At 54.9% G+C, this 20,281-nt stretch carries 19 protein-coding genes; 8 read left to right on the forward strand and 11 right to left on the reverse strand.

From position 1 onward, the window contains the following. The first annotated feature begins 61 nt into the window (after window positions 1-61). The 3 genes from EQM14_RS05190 to EQM14_RS05200 are packed head-to-tail and all read left to right on the forward strand — an operon-like array spanning window position 62 to window position 2,798. Window positions 62-607: a DUF4342 domain-containing protein gene (locus tag EQM14_RS05190; protein WP_128741956.1), complete on the forward strand. Its 546-nt coding sequence runs from the start codon at window positions 62-64 to the stop codon at window positions 605-607. A gap of 27 nt (window positions 608-634) precedes the next feature. Further along, window positions 635-1,312 carry a response regulator transcription factor gene (locus tag EQM14_RS05195; protein WP_128741957.1) on the forward strand — a complete coding sequence of 226 codons (678 nt, stop codon included), beginning with the start codon at window positions 635-637 and terminating at the stop codon, window positions 1,310-1,312. Continuing rightward, window positions 1,302-2,798 (forward strand): sensor histidine kinase, encoded by a 1,497-nt coding sequence (locus EQM14_RS05200; RefSeq protein ID WP_128741958.1) that lies wholly within the window; start codon window positions 1,302-1,304, stop codon window positions 2,796-2,798. Before EQM14_RS05195 ends, EQM14_RS05200 begins: the two co-directional genes overlap by 11 nt. 41 nt (window positions 2,799-2,839) lie before the next feature. On the opposite strand, the gene EQM14_RS05205 is transcribed toward EQM14_RS05200, so the two are convergent. Beyond that, on the reverse strand, window positions 2,840-4,198 hold the full coding sequence (locus EQM14_RS05205; RefSeq protein WP_128741959.1) for a D-alanyl-D-alanine carboxypeptidase family protein: 1,359 nt from the start codon (window positions 4,196-4,198) through the stop codon (window positions 2,840-2,842). A 194-nt stretch (window positions 4,199-4,392) separates the two neighbouring features. On the opposite strand from EQM14_RS05205, the gene EQM14_RS05210 reads away from it, so the two are divergent. Next, window positions 4,393-5,091, forward strand: coding sequence for a metallophosphoesterase family protein (locus tag EQM14_RS05210; RefSeq protein ID WP_128741960.1), 699 nt, complete (start codon window positions 4,393-4,395; stop codon window positions 5,089-5,091). A gap of 77 nt (window positions 5,092-5,168) precedes the next feature. Here the strand turns inward: EQM14_RS05210 and EQM14_RS05215 are convergent, their stop codons facing one another. The 7 genes from EQM14_RS05215 to rny form a co-directional block, all read right to left on the reverse strand. Beyond that, on the reverse strand, window positions 5,169-5,975 hold the full coding sequence (locus tag EQM14_RS05215; protein WP_128741961.1) for a DUF4367 domain-containing protein: 807 nt from the start codon (window positions 5,973-5,975) through the stop codon (window positions 5,169-5,171). Continuing rightward, on the reverse strand, window positions 5,972-6,529 hold the full coding sequence (locus EQM14_RS05220) for a sigma-70 family RNA polymerase sigma factor (RefSeq protein WP_128741962.1): 558 nt from the start codon (window positions 6,527-6,529) through the stop codon (window positions 5,972-5,974). The genes EQM14_RS05215 and EQM14_RS05220 overlap by 4 nt, the downstream gene beginning before the upstream one ends. 116 nt (window positions 6,530-6,645) lie before the next feature. Next, window positions 6,646-8,676 (reverse strand): ATP-dependent DNA helicase RecG, encoded by a 2,031-nt coding sequence (recG, locus tag EQM14_RS05225; protein WP_128741963.1) that lies wholly within the window; start codon window positions 8,674-8,676, stop codon window positions 6,646-6,648. A gap of 46 nt (window positions 8,677-8,722) precedes the next feature. Then, the gene (locus EQM14_RS05230; protein WP_128741964.1) at window positions 8,723-10,408 is read right to left on the reverse strand and encodes a DAK2 domain-containing protein; all 1,686 of its coding nucleotides are present in this window, start codon (window positions 10,406-10,408) and stop codon (window positions 8,723-8,725) included. A 272-nt stretch (window positions 10,409-10,680) separates the two neighbouring features. Continuing rightward, entirely contained in the window at window positions 10,681-10,941 is a 261-nt protein-coding gene (locus EQM14_RS05235; protein ID WP_128741965.1) for a stage V sporulation protein S, read from the reverse strand. Window positions 10,942-11,062: 121 nt separating this feature from the next. Further along, the gene (locus EQM14_RS05240) at window positions 11,063-11,830 is read right to left on the reverse strand and encodes a TIGR00282 family metallophosphoesterase (protein WP_128744239.1); all 768 of its coding nucleotides are present in this window, start codon (window positions 11,828-11,830) and stop codon (window positions 11,063-11,065) included. An 85-nt stretch (window positions 11,831-11,915) separates the two neighbouring features. Continuing rightward, window positions 11,916-13,475, reverse strand: coding sequence for a ribonuclease Y (gene rny / locus EQM14_RS05245; RefSeq protein ID WP_442861476.1), 1,560 nt, complete (start codon window positions 13,473-13,475; stop codon window positions 11,916-11,918). A 579-nt stretch (window positions 13,476-14,054) separates the two neighbouring features. On the opposite strand from rny, the gene thrS reads away from it, so the two are divergent. Further along, entirely contained in the window at window positions 14,055-15,965 is a 1,911-nt protein-coding gene (thrS, locus tag EQM14_RS05250; protein ID WP_128741967.1) for a threonine--tRNA ligase, read from the forward strand. A gap of 104 nt (window positions 15,966-16,069) precedes the next feature. Here thrS and EQM14_RS05255 read toward each other — a convergent pair whose 3' ends face one another. Continuing rightward, window positions 16,070-17,017, reverse strand: coding sequence for a 3-hydroxyacyl-CoA dehydrogenase family protein (locus tag EQM14_RS05255; protein ID WP_128741968.1), 948 nt, complete (start codon window positions 17,015-17,017; stop codon window positions 16,070-16,072). Window positions 17,018-17,121: 104 nt separating this feature from the next. Next, window positions 17,122-17,610, reverse strand: coding sequence for a ribonuclease H-like YkuK family protein (locus EQM14_RS05260; RefSeq protein WP_128741969.1), 489 nt, complete (start codon window positions 17,608-17,610; stop codon window positions 17,122-17,124). A gap of 243 nt (window positions 17,611-17,853) precedes the next feature. Here EQM14_RS05260 and nrdD point away from each other — a divergent pair, with 243 nt between their 5' ends. After that, window positions 17,854-18,123, forward strand: coding sequence for an anaerobic ribonucleoside-triphosphate reductase (gene nrdD / locus EQM14_RS05265; protein WP_128741970.1), 270 nt, complete (start codon window positions 17,854-17,856; stop codon window positions 18,121-18,123). Between the two features lie 74 nt (window positions 18,124-18,197). After that, on the forward strand, window positions 18,198-18,341 hold the full coding sequence (locus tag EQM14_RS16295) for a hypothetical protein (RefSeq protein ID WP_164918974.1): 144 nt from the start codon (window positions 18,198-18,200) through the stop codon (window positions 18,339-18,341). Window positions 18,342-18,401: 60 nt separating this feature from the next. Here EQM14_RS16295 and EQM14_RS05270 read toward each other — a convergent pair whose 3' ends face one another. Continuing rightward, the gene (locus tag EQM14_RS05270) at window positions 18,402-19,454 is read right to left on the reverse strand and encodes a PocR ligand-binding domain-containing protein (protein ID WP_243112642.1); all 1,053 of its coding nucleotides are present in this window, start codon (window positions 19,452-19,454) and stop codon (window positions 18,402-18,404) included. A gap of 133 nt (window positions 19,455-19,587) precedes the next feature. Here EQM14_RS05270 and EQM14_RS05275 point away from each other — a divergent pair, with 133 nt between their 5' ends. Continuing rightward, the gene (locus EQM14_RS05275) at window positions 19,588-20,220 is read left to right on the forward strand and encodes an undecaprenyl diphosphate synthase family protein (RefSeq protein ID WP_128741971.1); all 633 of its coding nucleotides are present in this window, start codon (window positions 19,588-19,590) and stop codon (window positions 20,218-20,220) included. The last annotated feature ends 61 nt before the right edge of the window (window positions 20,221-20,281 follow it).

Here is a 20,281-nt window from a genome sequence, read left to right on the forward strand (position 1 = left end):
TTTCTTAAAGTCGCTTCTGCTAAAGTGGTGGTAACAGAAACGAAGGAGGATCAGATAAAAAATGGTTACATTGGAACAGGTTGAAAAATTGAAGGAACGCGCAAATGTAAGTTACGATGAGGCGAAAGCGGCGCTGGAGGCGACGGGCGGCGATCTTTTGGAAGCCCTGATCTATCTGGAAAAACAGGGCAAAACGAAAGCGCCGGAAGGCAACGGCTTTTACAGCAGTAAGGGCGAGACTCCGCAGTATGGCAAAGAATATACGTACAGGGAGGAAAAGGCGGCGCAGCGGGGAGAGAGCTTCTCTGGGCTTCTAAAACGGTTCGGAAAATTCTGCCTGCGTCTGCTTCAGAAAGGAAACAGAAATACGTTCGAGGTGCTGAAGGGGAGCGAATGCAAGGCTTCCATTCCGGTGACGGTGCTGGTGCTTCTCCTGCTCTTCGCTTTCTGGGTGACTCTTCCGCTGATGATCGTCGGCCTATTCTTTGGGCTGCGCTATCGCTTTCAGGGGCCGGACCTCGGGAAGGACTCGGTGAACAAAGCGATGGATACGGTGGCGGATGCCACGGATGATGTGAAGAAATCCTTTTGTGACGACAAAAAATGATTTGAGGACGCGGGGCGGTGACAACGGTTGGGCAGAAAGATTCTGATTGTCGAGGATGAACAGAAAATTGCGCGCTTTATTGAAATGGAGCTGAACTACGAGGGATACGCGACGGAGAAAGCGGCCGACGGACAAACGGGGCTTGAACTTGCCCGCACGGGCGCATTCGACCTGATCCTGCTGGACCTGATGCTTCCCGGAATGAGCGGCATGGAAGTCCTGAGGCGGATCCGACGATCTTCCGATGTTCCGGTCATCGTTCTGACGGCGCGGGACAGCACGATGGACAAGGTCTCCGGTCTCGACGGAGGCGCGGACGACTATATGACAAAGCCGTTTGCGACCGAGGAACTCCTCGCCCGCATCCGAAACGCCCTGAGAAAAAGCGCGCCGGCGGAAAGCGAACAGCTTTCCGCCTTCGGCGTTGTGTTGGACCCGGCCCGGCGGACGGTGTCCGTGAATGGGCACCCTGTGTCACTGACGAAACGGGAATTCGATTTGCTTTGCTATCTGATGAAAAATAAGGGAATGGTTCTGTCGCGGGAAGTTCTGCTTGAGAATGTCTGGGGTTATGAATTCGAAGGGGAGACCAACGCCGTGGATGTTTTTGTCCGTTTTCTTCGTTCGAAAATCGACGATGTATACGGAATCAAACTGATCACCACGGTCCGCGGCGTCGGCTATGTGATCAAAGATGAGGAGTGAAACGCAGGGTCGCGGAAACCCCGCGCCGGAGGATCACACAAAGCCCTCGATCGTCTTCCGGCTGAACACCGTCTTTTTCTTTGAGCTCCTCGGGATTTTTCTGGTTTTGGACCTTCTGTTCGGCGCATCGCTGCTGATTGCTGCGGCCGGTCATGCGGAGCGTGCCGCCGGCCTTGCCGTTTACGCCGTGGAACAGGAGGGACTTCGGGATTCGGACGGACCGGTGATTTTTTCAGAAGGCGGGGTGACGTTGGAGAAAAGCGGAGCTGCTCCGGAGGGCCTTCGTGTCCCTGCGCTGGCCGGCAGATTATTTTTTGATGAATCCCTCTCAGGGGAAAGGTATTTTGCGGTTCCCAGAACTTCTCCTCTTTTCAGAAAACTCGATGGATTGGTTTACCGGTTGTATCAAAGCACGGGCGACGTCGTTTCCGTAGACCTGAGCAAAGAAATCGGGCTCGGCGAGACCATCCTGATCATTTTTCTGGCCGCGGAGCTGATGATGCTCCTTTTCGGCGTGAGGAAACGGTCGCGCAGGATCCGGAAGACACTGAGGCCGATTGCGGAACTTGCCGAGACGGCGCGCAGGCTGAACCAGTCGAGGCCGTTTACGCCGGAGGAAATCGAGGCCCTTGCCGGAAAGATCAATGGGATCAACGCGTCCCGTCTGGATACGAGAATCGCGGTCAGCGGCACGCAGGAGGAACTCAGGAATCTTGCCGCCGCGATCAATTCGATGCTCGACCGGATCAACGAGTCCTACCGCGCTCAGGTCCGCTTTGTGTCGGATGCCTCCCATGAGCTGCGCACCCCGATCGCCGTCATCCAGGGCTATGTCAGCCTGCTGGACCGCTGGGGGAAACATGACGAAAAGGCTCTCCAGGAGTCGATTGAGGCCATTAAGAGCGAAACGGATAATATGAAGCAGCTGGTGGAGCAGCTGCTGTTTCTGGCCCGTGGGGACAACAACACCATGATCCTGCAGAAAGAGCGGTTCGACGTTTCGGCTCTTGCCCAGCAGGTCTACCGCGAGACCAAAATGATCGACGGGGGGCACGGCTATTTTTTGAGGGCGGAACCGGCCCTGATCGACGCGGACGAGGCGCTGATCAAGCAGGCCATGCGGATCCTGGTGGACAACGCGGTAAAATATACGCCCGCGGGCGGGACCATCCGGATCTCAGCGGTCAGCAGCGGGGAAGAGGTTCGGGTGACCGTTCAGGACGACGGGATCGGCATTCCCGCCGAAGCGCTCCCCAGAGTTTTCGACCGCTTTTTCCGCACCGACGCTTCCCGTGCCCGCGCGACGGGCGGGGCGGGCCTTGGCCTTTCCATCGCAAGGTGGATTGCCGAACGCCACGGGGGGCATATGGAGGTGCTGAGCCGCGAGGCGATCGGGAGCAGAATTTCCCTTGTGCTGCCTGCGGCGAAAGAGGAAAGAACAGAGGGGAAAGAAGAAAAGGAGCCGGAGGCCGGGGTGCGAAAATGACGCGCCCACGGCTTCCGGCTCCCTTTTTCAGAGAAGTTATTTTACATTTTTCTATATTTTTTCACTTTGCGCATGTTCTTTTTCTTTCGGTTATAGACCAGCGTGAGGACAATATAAATCACAACGAGAAGAATAATCAGCGCGGCGATTGCCAGAAACCAGCCTGAAGTGAAAATCGACTTGATCACGTCGGTCATATGCAGCAGCTCGCTGCGCTCGACGGACTCGGAGGCGACGAGATTGATGGTCGCCAGCGTCTGGTCGGCGTACTTCAGCGTCGCTTTGCCGATCACCTGTCCCTTTTTAATCGGCGCGTCCACATGGTCCGGAATGGTCTTGTTGATGATGACGCTGCTCTGAGAGACGTCCTTTGGCAGAATCGCGGAATAGCTTTTCTCTGCGGTGAGCAGCAGGCTGTCCTTTTGCCAGGCGTAGTTCAGTTTGACCTCTCCCAGGGTCTGGTCGGTGCCGACTACTTTTTTCAGTTCCAGATTCTTTAGCGCCCAGCGGTAAAGGTTTGCGCTGTCCACCATTTCGCCGCGCGTTTTGACCGCTTTGCCGTTTGCGTCCACCGAGGGGGCGCCGAGCGCCACGCACAGATAGCTGTACCCGTCCGCGGACGCGGTGGAAATCAGGCAATAGCCCGCTTCGTCCGTGTGGCCGGTTTTAATGCCTTTGGCATACAGGTAATAATATTCTCCCCCGAGCGCATTTTTGTCAATCAGCAGGTTTGTCGTGGAGAGCGTCGGCATCTGTTTTCCCGCATTCGGCCCTCCGACGGGTTTGTAGGAGTACCGCGTCTGGGAGCAGACCTGCATGAAATAGGGCAGGCTCATCGCGCACCGCGTGATTTTCACCAGGTCCGCGGCGGTGGTGTAGTGATTGTCGTCGTGCAGTCCGTGCGGGTTTGTGAAGTTCGTTCCCGTACAGCCCAGCGCCTTCGCCTTTTCGTTCATCATCTCGACGAATTTGTCCACGCTTCCGCCCCCGACGTAGTCGGCCAGAACCATCGCCGCGTCGTTCCCGGACGGAACCATCATGCAGTTCAGGAGCTGATAGACCGTCAACACGTCGCCCGTCCGGATGTTCGACATGGAACTGCCCGTCCCGAGAAGGCGGTCGACCACATCCTTGGAGATCGTCACCTGGGTTCCCTGCAGGTCTTTGACCTGTTCGCTGACGATGATGTAGGTCATGATTTTGGTCAGGGAAGCCGGTTCCCTTTTTTCGTCCGGATTTTTCTGGTAAACAACGGTTCCGGTGTCCAGGTTGACCAGCTCGACCGCCGCGCAGGAAGGCTCGAAACCGATAGAGAAGTTGGCGGCCCGTGCGGGGACGGAAGAGATCAGGATGCAGCAGGCCGTCAGGACGGAAAACAGGAACGCTAGCCTTTTTTTCATGGAAATTTTGCCTCCGATGTGATATGATAGTAAAGCCGGCCGAAGCAGGCGTTTTATGTAAAATCAACCTATCTGATACATAGTATAACAGCCATTTCCGAAAAGATAAAGGACTATGCCGGAAAAACGTTTCATATGATTGATTTGTATCACTGGGAACGGCTTCGGAATCGAGCTGACTGGAGGAAACCGGTATGATCTATCTGACTGCCGATACGCATGGGGAGCTGCGCCGATTTGATTCTCCTCAGATGCGCAGGCTGAAAGCGGGGGACACGCTGATTGTCTGCGGGGATTTCGGATTTATCTGGGACGGAGGCCCGGCGGAGGAAAAGATCCTGAAAAAGCTGGGCAAAAAAAAATACGGAATTCTGTTTCTGGACGGGGCGCATGAAAATTATGATCTGTTGGAGAAATACCCCGCCTCCCAGTGGAACGGCGGCAAGGTGCGGCAGATCAGCGGCAATCTGTATCATTTGATGCGCGGTCAGGTTTATGAAATCGAGGGAAAGAAAATTTTTGCCTTCGGCGGCGGTGAAAGCAGCGAAAAGCAGCTGCGCATGGAGGCCGGGAAATGGTGGGAACGGGAAATGCCCACCATGGAGGAGATGCGCGAGGGCGCCGAGAATTTGAAAGCCGTGGGAAGACAGGTGGATTATATCGTCACCCACACGCCGCCGCCGAAAATGGGACCCGGACCGTCCGAACCTGGGACGGATGGGAAAAATCAGCTGGAAGCGTTCTTTGAGCAGATCACGAAGCAGGTCAGCTATGAAAAGTGGTTTTTCGGCTCCCTGCATATCGACCGAAAGGTCACCTATAAAAACTACGCGGTGTTTGAGGGGGTTCTCCCGGCCTGGGAGATTCCGTCGAAACACCACTTCAAAAAGTAACAAATGCTCCGGCTGCTGCGTGTGCAGAGCCGGAGCATTTATCAGCAGCTTATCCTGCGTCCATCAAATATTGAGAATTACTTTGACACCTGAAAGGACTTCGCGAACGAGATCAGCTCCTGTTCGGAAAGGTTCTTTTGGGCCGCGATATAAACGCTTACTTTGTCTGTTTCCCACTCGAGCGTGTCGCCGTCGATCAGCGCGGCTTTATGCCCATTGATATTCAGCACTTTCACATCGGTACCGCCGGTTTCCGTCGCGGCTTCCGATGTGTTCCGTCTTTCCTGGACAAAAATTTTCTTATCGCCGTTGGTAAAATAGAAGTCGGCATAATCTCCGTCTATTTTTCCATTGTCGTCCGGATAGAGCTTTGCGCAGTCGAACGCATAGCCGGAAGGCATCGATGCGGGAAGCAGGGGCTGGAAGGTAAGCTGAGCAACGGCCTTGCTCAATTCCTTTTCAGTGACGCGATTGTCCGAATGGTCTCCGTTCGCGATGGTGCCGAGTTTCTTGCCATTCTTGTCGTAGATGTCAATGTCTTTGCCTCCCGGCATGCTGGTGATCGGATTTCCGTCCTTATCGTAAACCTCCGGCTTTGAGGGCGCTGCGTTCGGGTCCTCCACCAGAACGGTGTTGTGCCCCAGACTGATGGTCTGAAGGATTCCGTCGATCGCCGTTTTTGCGAACGCCGTTTGGGAGAAGCCGACCAGGCAGACCAGGCAGGCCGCCGCGGTCGTCCAGCGGACGGTGGATTTTTTGTTCAGGCCGGCGGCGCGCCGGAATTCGCGCTTCATTTTTGCGCGTTCCGAACGGTTTAAGACCGGATTCCCGGTGTCCTCAGATTTTTCCTGAACATCGTTTAGCAAGTCGTAGATGTTTTTCATGGCTTAACCTCCCTGCATTGTCTCAGTTTTTTTCTTCCGCGGGAAAGGCGGTTGTACAGCGCCGATACCCTGATATTCCGTTCCCGCGCGAGCTGTTCGGCCGGCTTTTCGCGGACGTAGCAGTCCCAGAACAGCTTGCGGTCTTCTTCCGGCAGGTCCCGAAGCAAATCCCGGACCGCTTCCCTGGCTTCGCATGCGGATTCGTTTTCCGCAGTGCAGAGGGCTTCTTCCTCGCCCTCCGAGGGGAGCGGAAGCTCGCTTTGAAACCGGGAAGACCGGCGCAGACGGTCGATGGCCTTGTACCGGCAGACCGCCGACAGCCAGCCTGAAAAGCTGCTTTTCGTACTGTCAAAATGCTCAATTTCGTTCCAGACAGCGAGAAGGATGTCGTCCTCGCATTCCTCCCATTGGTCCGGAAGCGAGGAAAGGCGCCGGCGCACGATGGACCGGATCATTCCCCCGTAGGAATCGATCACATAATCCAGCGCCCGTTCGTCCCGCGCTTTCAGCCGCCCGATAAAATTATTGCCGTCTATCTTTTTAGCATCAAACATGTTTTCTCCTTTTCTGCCGTTCCCTGCATATTTGCGCGCTCACCTTAAATATTCGCGGGCGTGCAAGGAAATCTATCAAAAAGGACCGCATTTTTTCAATGCGGTCCTTTGAAAGATCAGTCCGTCCAGTTTTGAAAGAGCTGTCTGACCTCGGCGCGCAGGCCCCGGTGCTCCGGAAGGGACAGCTCCGGGTCCGCTCGGAAAATTTTTTGGGCGGTTTCCTGCGCTTTCCGCAGAGATTCCATGTTTGTCGTCATATCCGCGATTTTCAGGTCCGGAAGGCCGTGCTGCCGGTCTCCGAAGAAATCGCCGGGTCCCCGCAGCTTTAGGTCCTCGTCCGCGATTTGAAAGCCGTCGGAGGTGGAGCACAGGATTTTCAGCCGGGCGAGCGCCTCCTCGTTCCGCGCGGCTGAGATCAGGATACAGGTCGAGGCGCAGGTTCCCCGCCCGATCCGGCCCCGGAGCTGGTGCAGTTGGGAAAGGCCGTACCGCTCCGCGTTCTCGATCAGCATGACGGTCGCGTTCGGCACGTCCACGCCGACCTCCACGACGGTGGTGGAGACCAGAACGTCGATTTCCCCCGCTGAAAAGCGGTTCATGACCGCTTCTTTTTCCTTCGGCTTCATTTTTCCGTGCAGGGTGCCGATCCGGCAGTCGGGCAGCCATTTGCTTTTCAGGCGCTGCGCGTAGGAATTCACGCTTTCCATATCGCTCCCGCTTTCGTCGATCATCGGGCAGATGATATAGCACTGCCGGCTTTCCCGCACGTACCTGCGCACAAAAGCGAAAACGCGCGGCCGGACGTCCGGCGTCACGGCATAGGTTTTTGTTTCCTTTCTTCCGGGCGGCAGTTCGTCGAGAATGGAAAGATCCAGATCGCCGTAGATCATCAGGGCGAGCGTGCGCGGGATCGGCGTCGCGCTCATGACCAGCGTATGGGGACGGTCCCCTTTTGCGGCGAGCGCCGCCCGTTGGGCCACGCCGAACCGGTGCTGTTCGTCCGTGACGACCAGGCCGAGCCGTTTGAAGCTCACGCCGTCCGAAATCAGCGCGTGGGTGCCGACCAGCAGGTCGATCTCCCCGTCGGCCAGGGCGCCGCGCAGCTTCCGCTTTTCAGCGGCGGGCAGGGAACCGGTCAGAAGGCCGATCCGGATCCCCGTCGGCGACAGCAGGGCGGAAAGCGTCCGCGCGTGCTGCCTTGCCAGGATTTCCGTCGGAGCCATCAGGGCGGCCTGCATTCCGTTCTTGATCGCCGAATGGCACAGGGCTGCCGCGACTGCCGTCTTTCCCGACCCCACATCCCCCTGAATCAGGCGGTTCATCGGGAAACCGCCGAGCATGTCCGCCATCGATTCGCGCACCGCCCTTTTCTGGGCCTCTGTGGGCTGAAACGGCAGCAGACGGTAAAATTCACCGGTCCGGTCGCTTTGAAGCTGAAACCGGCTCCTGGCTCGGGTACGGCCCCCAATTCTCAGTAGGCCGAGCTGCAGCACCAGAAATTCTTCAAAGATCAGCCGCTCGCGGGCCGATTTCAGCGATTCCATATCGTCCGGGAAATGAATGTTCTTCAAGGCGAAATCCAGGCTGCTGAGAGTTTGCTCTTTTCGAAGCATCGGGGGAAGTGGGTCCGCCATCGGGTCCGGCAGCAGCCGGAGCGCCTCGCGCACCGCGTTTCCGATCAAGCGGCTGGAAAGCCCGCTGGTCTGGCGATAGACCGGCAGAACAGGGGGGCAGGACGCCGCCGGATAAAATTCCGGAGAAATCATTTCCCGTTTCAGGAAATTGGCGGTGACTTTGCCGTAAAACAGATATTCTTCGCCCGGATGCAGCAGGTTCATCACATAGCGGTTGTTGAAGAAAGTCAGTTCCAGGGTGCTTTCGCCATCAAAGGCGCGGGTCTTATAAAGCGTCATTCCGCCGCGGATGCGGGTCTCCGTTGGCGCTTTTTCAACGGCGGCCCGCACGGCGCAGACCGTTCCCAGGGGGGCGGTGCGGACCGGAAACGGGCGGCTCAGGTCCTCGTAAGCACGGGGGTACAGACGCAGCAAGGCGCCGACCGACGGCGCGCCGAGCTTTCGGAACAGCTCCGCGCGCCGCCTGCCGACGCCTTTCAGGGTCTGGATATCCTGTTTGAATAAGCTGGCCATTCTACCACCTGCAAACTGTGTTTTGTTTTTTCAGGCGGGCATGGCGTTATTCCACTGAAATGATAAAATAATAAACCGGCTGTCCGCCGTTGACAAGGGTGATCTCAATATCGCTGCTGACCTTGGATTTGATGCGGCTGCACGCATCGTTGGCCATTTCCTCGGTCACGTCCGCACCGTAGATCAGGGTGATGAACGAGGTGCCGCGTCCGACCATGGACCGGGTCAGCTTGGAGCAGACATGGACCGCGTCCCTGTTCTTTTCGATGACACTCAGTTTCCCGTTGACCAGTCCAAGTGTATCCCCCTCGCGGATCCGCTTTCCGCCGAACTCGGAGTCCCTTGCCGCAAATGTGACGGTGCCGGTCTGCACGCCGGAAGCGGCTTCCATCATGCCGACGGTGTTGACTTCCACGCTCGCGTCCGGGTTGTAGGCCAGAAGGGCGGAAAGGCCCTGCGGAATGGTGCGGGTCGGCAGCACGATCACCTTGCGGTCCTGGATCAGGGGGATGGTCTGTTCCGCCGCCAGAATGATATTTTTATTGTTCGGCATAATGATGACGGTCTTCGCCGGCGTTGCGAGGGCAGCGGCCATTAGCTCCTCGGTGCTGGGATTCATGGTCTGCCCGCCGCTGACGACCTGTGCGCAGCCAAGATCCGTAAACAGCGTTTTGAGTCCTTCGCCCGCGGCGACCGCGACGAAACCGATTTCCTCCACCGGTTCCGCCGGTTCCGGCGGCGCGGCGGATTTCGCCTTGGCGGCTTCGTTTTCCTCGGCGTTTTTCCGGTGCTGCTCCTTCATATTGTCGACCTTCACGGTCAGGAGCTGACCATAGGCGAGGCCCGCCTCCAGCGCGTTGCCGGGGTCCTCCGTATGCACGTGGACTTTGATGATTTCATCGTCGTCCACGACCAGGACGCAGTCGCCCATGCTTTCAAGGTAAGTGCGAAGGTCCTGCGGGTCTTTCCCGCACTCCGGATTCCGCCCGATGATGAATTCGGTGCAGTAGGTAAAATTGATGACTTCGTCGAATTCCGCGGCCGCGTTGCGGAAAAAGTCGCTGTTCAGCGTTCTGTCGTTTCCGGAACCGCCGCCGGCTTCCGCCGTTTCGCCGGAGAGGATCGTGTGGTCGCGGAAGACGCTCAGCATCCCGTCGAAAATATAGCACAGCCCTTTGCCCCCGGCGTCGACAACGCCGGCCCGTTTGAGGACGGGGAGAAGCTCCGGGGTTCTGGCGAGGGCCTCCTCTGCTCCCTTGCAGATGGCTTCCCAGACGACGACCGGATTGTCGTCGTCCTGCGCGGCCGCCTTGCCTGCTTCACAGGCGATGCGGGACACGGTCAGAATGGTTCCCTCGGTCGGCTTCATGACCGCTTTGTAGGCGGCCTCCACTCCGATGCCGAGCGCGGCGGCGAGGTCGGAGCCCCCGACCTCATCCATCCCCTCCAGGCCTTTCGCAAATCCTCGGAACAAAAGGGAAAGGATGACCCCTGAATTGCCTCTCGCCCCGCGGAGGAGGGCGCCCGAAGCGATCTTCGCGACCTCTCCGGCGGAATTTGAACTTGTCTTCACCAGTTCTGCGGCGGCCGATCCCATGGTCATGGACATATTGGTTCCCGTGTCTCCATCCGGAACGGGAAAAATGTTGAGTTCATCAACAGATGTTTTATATCGGACTATATTATTGGCACCGGATATGATAGCATTTTTCAGATCGATCCCGTTCATCACTTTGTCAGCACTCCCTCAATTCAAACAGCGGTTGGAAGCCGGACCTGCGAGCTCCGTCCCGGCTATGATACCATGAACCGCGAAGCCGCGAAACGCGCGGTCAGCCACGATTCATGGTTCAGTGTACTCTCAGGCGTCGGAAGCTTTGCCTCCGTTTACACCGTGAGGTTATTATACCATACACTTCCAATGGATTCAATCGTTAAAAATAAGCCGGGGCTTTAGGCCTGGAATGAAAATATCCTCACTCAAGGTGAGGATATCGGTTTGCTCTACCGGGGTTCCACAATGAGCTTGATTGCGGTTCGCTCCTCTCCGTCGATCGTTACGCTTGCAAATGCAGGCGTGCAGACGGCATCGATTCCCGACGGAGCAAGATAACCGCGCGCGATAGCTATGGCTTTGATAGCCTGATTGGTAGCGCCGGCGCCGACGGCCTGAATCTCGACCGAGCCGGATTCCCGGATGACACCCGCAACCGCGCCGGCAACGGAATTAGGCGCCGATTTTGACGACACTTTTAAGATTTCCATAAGCTATCCCCCAACTTATATTTATAGATACATCATAAATCGAAAAAACAGTTTTTGCAAGTTATTTTAATAAAAAATAATTGCTATATCTAAAAATTATTAGCAGAATAGCCAAAGCAAATTAGAGTATTTGTATTCTTTCAATGGAAACGGTTCTGCCTGATTTTTCATCCACGGATAAAACGGCTCCGTCCATCCGGCAGTCGCCGTCCGCCAGGTCGAAACGGACCGGCATTTTGGTCCTCATTTTCTGGATCACCAGTTCGGGCTTGACCCCCAGAACGGACTGAACGGGCCCCGTCATGCCCAGGTCGGACAGATACCCCGTGCCTTTCGGAAGGATGGTTTCATCCGCGGTCTGAACATGGGTGTGGGTGCCGAAAACGGCTGAGACGCGTCCGTCCAGGTAGTAGGCGAGCGAGCGTTTTTCCCCGGTTGCCTCCGCGTGAAAATCCACGAGCGTGATTTTCGGCGTGCCCGCCGAAAGAATTCGGTCCGCCGCGTCAAAAGGGGATTCCATGCTCTCCATATAAACGACTCCGATCAGGTTTAAAACGCCGACCTGGACCCGGCCGAGGTCGATGATCTCAAATCCTTTGCCGGGCGCCGCGGAAGGAAAGTTGGCAGGGCGCAGCAAAGCGGGGCAGGAATCATAAAAATCATAACTTTCCCTGCGCCGGAAGCTGTGATTTCCGGAAGTGATGACATCTACGCCGCTGTCGAACAGATGGCGGGCGGACGCGGGGGTCAGGCCGTTCCCGTCTGCGGAGTTTTCTCCATTCGCAATGACCAGGTCGATTCCCTTCAGCTTTTTGACGGAGGGCAGGTGTCTGCGGAGAAAATTACAGCCGATACTGCCGACCACATCACCAATTGCCAGAATGTTCATCATTGAATCCTCCTTCAGACAGAAAATGCAAACAAAGAGGGGGGAACAGCCCCTGTTCCCCCCATGTCAGGCGTGATGCCTTCCCTCACTTTGCATATTCGATTGCTCTGCTCTCACGGATTATGGTAACCTTGATTTGACCCGGATATTCCAGATCGCTTTCAATTTTTTTGCAAATGTCACGAGCCAAAAGCGCCATTTTGTCGTCGCCGACGGACTCGGGTTTCACCATGATCCGGATTTCGCGGCCAGCCTGAATGGCATAACTGCGGTCCACTCCGTCAAACGACGAGGCAACAGCTTCCAGTTTTTCCAGGCGCTTGATGTAATTTTCCAGATTCTCGCGCCTTGCTCCCGGGCGGGCCGCGCTGATCGCATCGGCTGCCTGAACCAGGCAGGCGACGATGGTTTTTGCTTCCACGTCCCCGTGGTGAGCCTGAATCGCGTGCACCACAGCGTCACTTTCTTTATATTTGCGGGCCATGTCGACTCCGATGTCGACATGGGAACCTTCGATTTCGTGGTCCAGCGCTTTCCCGATGTCATGCAGCAGGCCTGCCCTGCGCGCAATCGTGGGGTCCAGTCCAAGCTCGCTTGCCATCATGCCGGCAAGGTAGGCGACTTCCAGAGAGTGGTTCAGCACGTTTTGGCCATAACTGGTGCGGTAACGCAGCCGTCCCAGCAGCTTGACCAGTTCCGGATGGACGCCGTTCACGCCGGCTTCGATCACGGCGTGTTCTCCTTCCTGTTTAATGGTGGCGTCCACTTCCCGCCGGGCTTTTTCAATGGTCTCCTCAATTCTCGCAGGATGAATTCTCCCATCGGCAATCAGATGCTCCAGAGCGATGCGCGCCACCTCGCGGCGCACCGGCTCGAAACAGGAGAGAGTGATTGCCTCCGGCGTGTCGTCAATAATCAGGTCGACTCCGGTCATAGTCTCGATCGCCCGGATGTTCCTTCCCTCGCGGCCGATAATTCTGCCCTTCATCTCGTCGTTGGGCAGCGGCACAACGGAGATCGTGGCTTCCGCAACGTGGTCGGCGGCACAGCGCTGGATTGCGGTGGAAATAATTTCGCGCGCGCTTTTTTCGGCTTCTTCCCGCGTCTGCTGTTCAAACTCCATCAATTTGACGGCCTTTTCATGGGTCAGCTCGTTTTCAAGATTATTCAGCAGGTAGTCCTTGGCCTGATCCTTTGTAAAACCGGAAATACGCTCAAGCATTTCAAACTGGTTCTTTTTCAGAGCTTCCGCTTCGCCGAGCCGTTCGTCCGCGTGCTTGATCTTATTGTTCAGGATCTCGTCTTTGGCTTCCAGGCTTTCCGTCTTTTTGTCGAGCGTTTCTTCCTTTTGCTGAATGCGGCGTTCCTGCCGCTGAATTTCTTTCCGGCGGTCGTTCAGTTCCTTTTCGGACTCCGTTCTCTGGCGGTGGATTTCGTCTTTTCCCTCCAGAATGGCTTCCTTCTTTTTCGCTTCCGCCGTCTTGATCGCGTCGCTTACAATCCGCTTTGCTTCCTGCTCGGCAGAACCAATGGTATATTCGGCGGTCTTTTTGCGGTGGACAATTCCCGCAAGGAACGCAATAACCGCCGCAGCCACTGTAAAGACAGCGGTAATGATGATGCAGGTGGTGATATCGACAGTCAAATGTTGGCACCTCCTTTTCCTTTTACTAGAAAAAATTTCAAAAATTAAAATTATAAAAATGGGTATCATGGGTGCGTTAACCCATCAATGCAAAATATTGCATTATAAAAATAATTGTATTACTTTTTGTGCCGGTCTGTCAAGAAATTTACATAGAAATCCGGAAGGGATTTTGCTTATTTCAGGCATGACCGGAGAGAGAGGCCTGCGAAGGTTACGCGGATCTTGACAATCGGGGGAGACGGTGCTATCATATATAAAATACAGCAGTGGTCATGCTTTTTAATGTTCATGGAAAATTTATTCTCTAAAATGTTGACGAGGAAGCCGCGTCAGAGCTCCGCTTCAGAGAGCGCGCGCTGTAAGCTGAAAGCGCGCGCAGCAGGACGGACGGCGGCTACCGCCTCTGAGTGTGCGCCGAAGCGGAACTGCGAAAGGCGCGCCGGGATGTCTCCGTTATCGGACCGCAATGAGGGCAGAAGCACCGCTTTTGCCGCAATTGGGTGGAACCGCGGGATCAATTCCCCGCCCCATGTTTTGGGGCGGGGTTTTTTATTTTTCAAAGGAGTGTAGTTTAGGATGATTCATGTCAGCTTAAAGGGCGATGTCCGCGATTATGAAAGCGGCACAACCGTCGCGGAGGTTGCGAAATCGATCGGCGCAGGGCTTTACAAAGCCGCATGCGCCGGAAAAATCAACGGAAAAACGGTGGACCTGCGCACGGCGCTGACCGAGGACTGCGAGCTTCAGATCCTGACTTTTGACGACGCGGAAGGAAAGCACGCCTACTGGCATACGACCTCCCACATCATGGCGCAGGCTGTCAAGCACCTGTTCCCGGATGCCGGATTCGCCATCGGCCCCGCGATAGAAAACGGTTTTTATTACGACTTCGATCTTCCCCGCACGCTGACGCCGGAGGACCTTTCCGCCATCGAAGCCGAAATGAAGAAGATCATCAAGCAGGACCTTCCGCTGGAGCGCTTTGAGCTCGACCCGAAGGACGCCGTTGCCCTGATGGAAAAAGAGCATCAGATCTACAAGGTGGAGCTGATCAAAGAGCACTCCGGCAAAGGGGAGAAGATCAGCTTTTACAAGCAGGGAGACTATGTCGACCTGTGCGCCGGCCCGCATCTGATGACCACCGGGCAGGTGAGGGCGGTCAAGCTGACCAACTGCACCGGCGCCTATTGGCGCGCGGACAAGAACAATAAAATGCTGCAGCGCGTCTACGGCATTTCGTTCCCGAAAGCCTCGGAGCTCGACGCTTACCTGACGATGATGGAAGAGGCGAAAAAACGCGACCACCGCAAGCTCGGCCGCGACCTCGACCTCTTCGATATCTACGACGAAGGGCCCGGTTTCCCGTTCTTCCTCCCGAAGGGCATGGTTCTGCGGAACGTGCTCGAAAATTTTTGGCGCGAGGAACACGCGAAGCACGGCTATGAGGAAATCCGTACTCCGATCATCCTGAGCAAAGACCTCTGGCTCCGTTCGGGGCACTGGGACCACTACAAGGACAACATGTACACGACGAAGATCGACGACGAAGACTACTGCATTAAGCCGATGAACTGCCCCGGAGGGATGCTGGTCTACAAACGCAAGCTGCACTCTTACCGGGATCTCCCGGAGCGCGTGGCGGAGCTGGGGCTGGTGCACCGGCACGAGCTGTCCGGCGCGCTGCACGGCCTGATGCGCGTGCGCTGCTTCACCCAGGACGACGCCCACATCTTCATGACGCCGGATCAGATCGAAAGCGAGATCCTCGGCGTAATGAACCTGATCGACAGCTTTTATAAGGTGTTCGGCTTTGAATACAGCCTGGAGCTGTCCACCCGTCCGAAAGACTCCATGGGCACCGACGAGCAGTGGAAGACGGCGACGAACGCGCTGATTCACGCGCTGAAAGCGAATGGCAAACCCTATGTGATCAACGAGGGCGACGGTGCGTTCTACGGCCCGAAGATCGACTTCCACCTGCGCGACTCGATCGGCCGGACATGGCAGTGCGGCACGATTCAGCTCGACTTTCAGATGCCGGAGCGCTTCGACCTGACCTATACCGGCGCGGACGGCGAGAAGCACCGGCCGGTCATGATCCACCGCGTGATTTTCGGAAGTATCGAGCGGTTCATCGGCATTCTGACGGAGCACTACGCGGGCGCTTTCCCGCTGTGGCTGGCTCCGGTCCAGGTCAAGGTCCTTCCGATTTCCGAAAGTACGCAGGGCTATGCCGGCAAGGTGGCGGATGAGCTCGCCGCCGCGGGCCTGCGCGTGGAGCTTGACTCGCGGAATGAAAAAATCGGCTACAAGATCCGTGAAGCGCAGCTTCAGAAAATCCCTTATATGATTGTGATCGGGGAGATGGAAGCGCAGAGCGGGGAAATTTCCGTGCGCAGCCGCAAAAACGGGGACCTCGGCACCATGAGCCTCTCTGAATTTGTTAAGAAGGCCTCCGAAGAGGTTGCCTCTAAATCAAAAGACTGATTTTTTCACAAGGATAAAACATGCGGGCCGGATCCGTAAAAATGGATCCGGCCCGCATGTTTTTCGACAAGCCAAAGCGTTTTTCCGGTTTCCGTCCGGCCTCGTCAGATTTTGCCGCGGCCCAAAGCGCCGGTAATTTTGATGAGATTTTGGTCCCGCTTTTCTACAGCCTTGGCTGCTTTACCGCCGGTGTAGTTGTAAAAACCGCGTCCGCTTTTTACGCCCCAGTCACCCCTGTCGTAAAGAGCTTTCAGCGTCTTCGGCACTTCGGCGCTGTTGTCGAGATCGGCAAACAGATAATCGGCAATGTGAGTAAAAACATCAAGGCCGGCGAGATCCGCGGTCTCAAACGGACCGAGACAAGCGTAACGGAGGCCAAGCCCATACTTCATGGCTCTGTCGATATCCTCGGGGCTTGCAGCGCCGCTTTCCGCCAGGGAAAGGGCTTCCCGCAGAACGGCAAACTGAAGCCGGTTCAGAACGAAACCCGGCACATCTTTCGCGCGGATCGGCTTTTTGCCAAGCCGCACGGCCAGGTCATAAACAAAATTTAAGGTATCTTCCGAGGTTTTTCCGCCCCGGATTATTTCTACCAGCGGAATCAGGTACGGCGGATTGATCCAGTGCATTCCGACGAACCGCCCTGCATGCAGGACCGCCGTTCCCAGCAGAGTGATGGACAGACCGGAGGTATTGGTTGCGATGATACAGTCCTTCGGTACCGTCGCGCTGATACGGCGGAAAAAATCCTGTTTGATTTCTAAATCTTCGGCAATGCTTTCCAGAACGAAGCGGGCGGAAGAGAAGCAGGCTTCGCCGGTCACTGCGTCGATCCGCTCCGTCAATTTTGCCGATTCCGCGCCGGTGATTCGCCCTGAATCCACCATTGAGATCTGGTTTTTCTGAATGACGGCTTTTGCCCGGTCGATTCCCTTCTCGCTGCGGTTCCATAATGTAACTGACAATCCATGCTGAGCAAAGATCTGTGCAAGTGCGGTTCCCATGGTGCCGGCGCCCGCGATAACGACGCCGGGAAGTTCATCTGTGTTCATTTGGTCCTCCTTTGAGGCCGCTGCTTCAGCCGTCAGAGCAATCGAACAGGAATGATCGTGAGGCAGTGACGGGAAAAGCCTTCGTTTATCAACACCGGAAAGGACTATTTGCTGATCTTATCCGCAATGCTGCTTGCCGCAAAGGAATCCGGTTTTATTTTGCAGTCATAGCCGCAGGCTTTGACCCATGAGACAAGTTCCGGAATTAACTTGCTGGTTTTCCCCTTTTTCCCGACATCCACATGAATGCAAAAGCTGACATTGTTGAAATCGAAATTAATTTTTTTACAATAATTTTCAATTTCGGCGATCAGTTTGTCAGCGTATTTCAGGCTTAAACTTGTCTCGTAAAAAAGTTTCTGCCTCATATTGTCGATTCTTTTGATCCGAAGAATATCGTAGAAAAAAATACCGCCGTGGCCCACGTTCTGGACCGCGATGACCACAACCATTTTCGTATCGGAATAGTTCTGACTGTCCGTCCCGACGACAAGGTTGAAACCTTCCGATGTTTTATAATTTGACTTGATGTAATTTGTTATGATGCCGATCATCTGATCGTCGTTGCAGTTACCATAAGTTGGACTAATCATACGATATACTCTCCGCTGTATAATTTGAGGCATCCCTTTTTTATTTAATTGTTATCATACCACAGATCTTACCGCACTGCGTTACGTTTTCGTAAATTTTATGCGAATTCCGTCCTGATTGATCGGCATGCGCTGGAGCCTATGCGGCATCCCTTTTTACAGTTAAACTATATATAGCTTGACTGTTGACTATTGTTTCCATATGTTGTATAATGCAAACAGCAATAAAGGAGGCTGAAAAGGATGCAGACGAATGTGACGGTTGTTGGGAACACAATTGCAGAATCCGAGGTAAAAAATTATATTCAGTATGTCAATCAAAAAAATCCGGGCAGGGCGATCAGCTCCCTGCGGATCGAGCCGGATGGCGGGTACGTGAATCTGTCCTATGAGCTGGAACCCGTTCCGTTTGAGCGGATCCGCAGGATCACGGGATATCTGGTCGGGACGATGGACCGCTGGAACGATGCCAAACGTGCCGAGGAGCGGGACAGGGTCAAACACGGGATCTGAGCTTCTTTCAATCATCGCGGAAGAATGTTTTTTTTCTGAAGAAAGGGAAATGCTAATCCGCGGGGTGATCTTGCATGACAGAAATTGATCCGAAAATGAAGGATCGGTTTAATTCTCTTTCGCCGGATTTAAAAGCGGAAATTATGAAACAGAATGTTCAGATTCACAATCTGCAGGACCTGATTCATTGTCTTGAGAAAATTGTTCAGGGGAGCTGATTCGGATAAAACGCCGCGCGGCCAGAGAGCCGCGCGGCGTCCTGCTGACTGAGGACATGGTCAGAATTCTTCTCTGCCTTTCAGCATGCTGTCCAGTTCATCCGCCAGGTGTACGATCTGCTGGACCGCGTTTGCCACGTCTTCCAGTGCTTTCGTCTGTTCCAGAGAGGTGCTGAGAGTAGCTTCAGAGTGGGTTACCGTTTCGCTGATGGACTTCTTGATCTTTTCTGTCAGGAGGGAGATTTCATTTACCGTCTCTTTTGAGTGATCCGAAAGATCCTTGATCTCTTTGGCGACAACCGAAAAGCCGGCGCCGAATTCCCCCGCGTGGGCCGCCTCAATGGAGGAATTCAGGCCGAGGATCTTCGTATTCATAGCTATTTTGTTGATCATGGCCAGAATATTGCCGATTTCTTCATTAAATTTTCCGATCTGTGAAATTTCATGATTTAAACTCTGCTGTTCGCCCATAATACTTTGGGAAGAAGAGGCAAGCTCTTCCAGTGTCGCGGAAACCTCCACAAACTTGCCCGCGAGCTTTTTCGCGATGATTTCCAGATGCAGTTTTGCGTAACCGCTTTGGGCGAACGCGTTTACGACGATGAAGAGCACTTCGGCGGCCGCCGCGATATTTTCCTTTTTTGTTATATCGATCTCTCGCGCGGCAGCCAGGAGCCCTGTCTCACTGAGCCCGATCTCCTCGGCGGTTTTACGGAAAGCATTTTCTTCGGGTTTGTCCGCAAGGCATTGGCCCCCAAGAACGGTGCCGAGAAGCTCGCCGTCAACGACGACGGGAGCCGCGAAATCGATCAGCCCGGCGTGACAGTTCCCGATATACGGCCGTCCGGTTCTGGCCGCCTCCAGCCCCATCCGATGGTGTGACTCCGCGCAGCGGGCGTCTCCCGCCTCTGTTTTATGGATCCATTCGGTACAGAACTTCGTGTATGAACTGGGTTCGGTGATCGGATTTCCGCGGCGGTCGACCGTGATGCTGGCGCAGTTCATTCCTGTGGCGAAATTGTCCTGAAATTTCTGCAGCAGCCCCATGTCCACAATATCTGTGATTTCAAGTGCCTTTAGGTCGATTTTCCCATCCTGCATCTGCTTGATCAAATACATCATCTCCCCATTTTTATCTCATTCTATCATTTTCTAAAAACCGTTTTCAGTGATAAGGAATTATCGGGAAATAATAAAGCCTGTGTTTCGATGGAACATAAATCGCTTTCCCTCATGAGGATTGATTATGGAACAGTTTAAAAGAATCCCCGCGCATATCGGCATCATTCCGGACGGCAACAGAAGGTGGGCCCAGCAAAACGGACTGCAAAAGGAAGACGGATACGGGCATGGGATCGAACCCGGGTTCCAGCTGTATGAAATGCTGTTAGAGTATGGAATTCGGGAAGCGACCTTTTACGGTTTTACAAAAGACAATAACAAGAGGGTTCAAAAGCAGCGCGAGGCTTTTACGAAGGCGTGTGTGGATGCCGTCGAGCTCCTGAGCGGGAAAGACGCCAATCTGTTCGTCGTCGGAAATACCGGGTCGCCGGCTTTTCCGGGAGAATTGCAGAAGTATGCGAACCAACGCGTCTGCTTCGGGCAGGGCAGGATCAATTTGAATTTTCTGGTAAACTATGACTGGGAATGGGATCTGGATGGGCTGAGGGAAAACGGCCGTCTGAGGTCGTCCAAGATATCCAGGATAGACCTGATCATCCGATGGGGAGGGAGAAGGCGCTTGAGCGGCTTCCTGCCGGCGCAGTCGGTGTACGCCGATTTTTACGTTGTCGACGATTTCTGGCCGGACTTTCGGCCCTCGCATTTTCTCGATGCGCTCCGCTGGTATCAGGGCTGCGATGTGACGCTCGGAGGCTGAACCCAAGGAGCGCGTTCACAATGAGTTCATATTTTCATGGTATTATGTAAACAAAATAAGG

This window comes from Caproiciproducens sp. NJN-50 (genome assembly GCF_004103755.1).
In the GTDB taxonomy this organism is placed as follows: domain Bacteria; phylum Bacillota; class Clostridia; order Oscillospirales; family Acutalibacteraceae; genus Caproicibacter.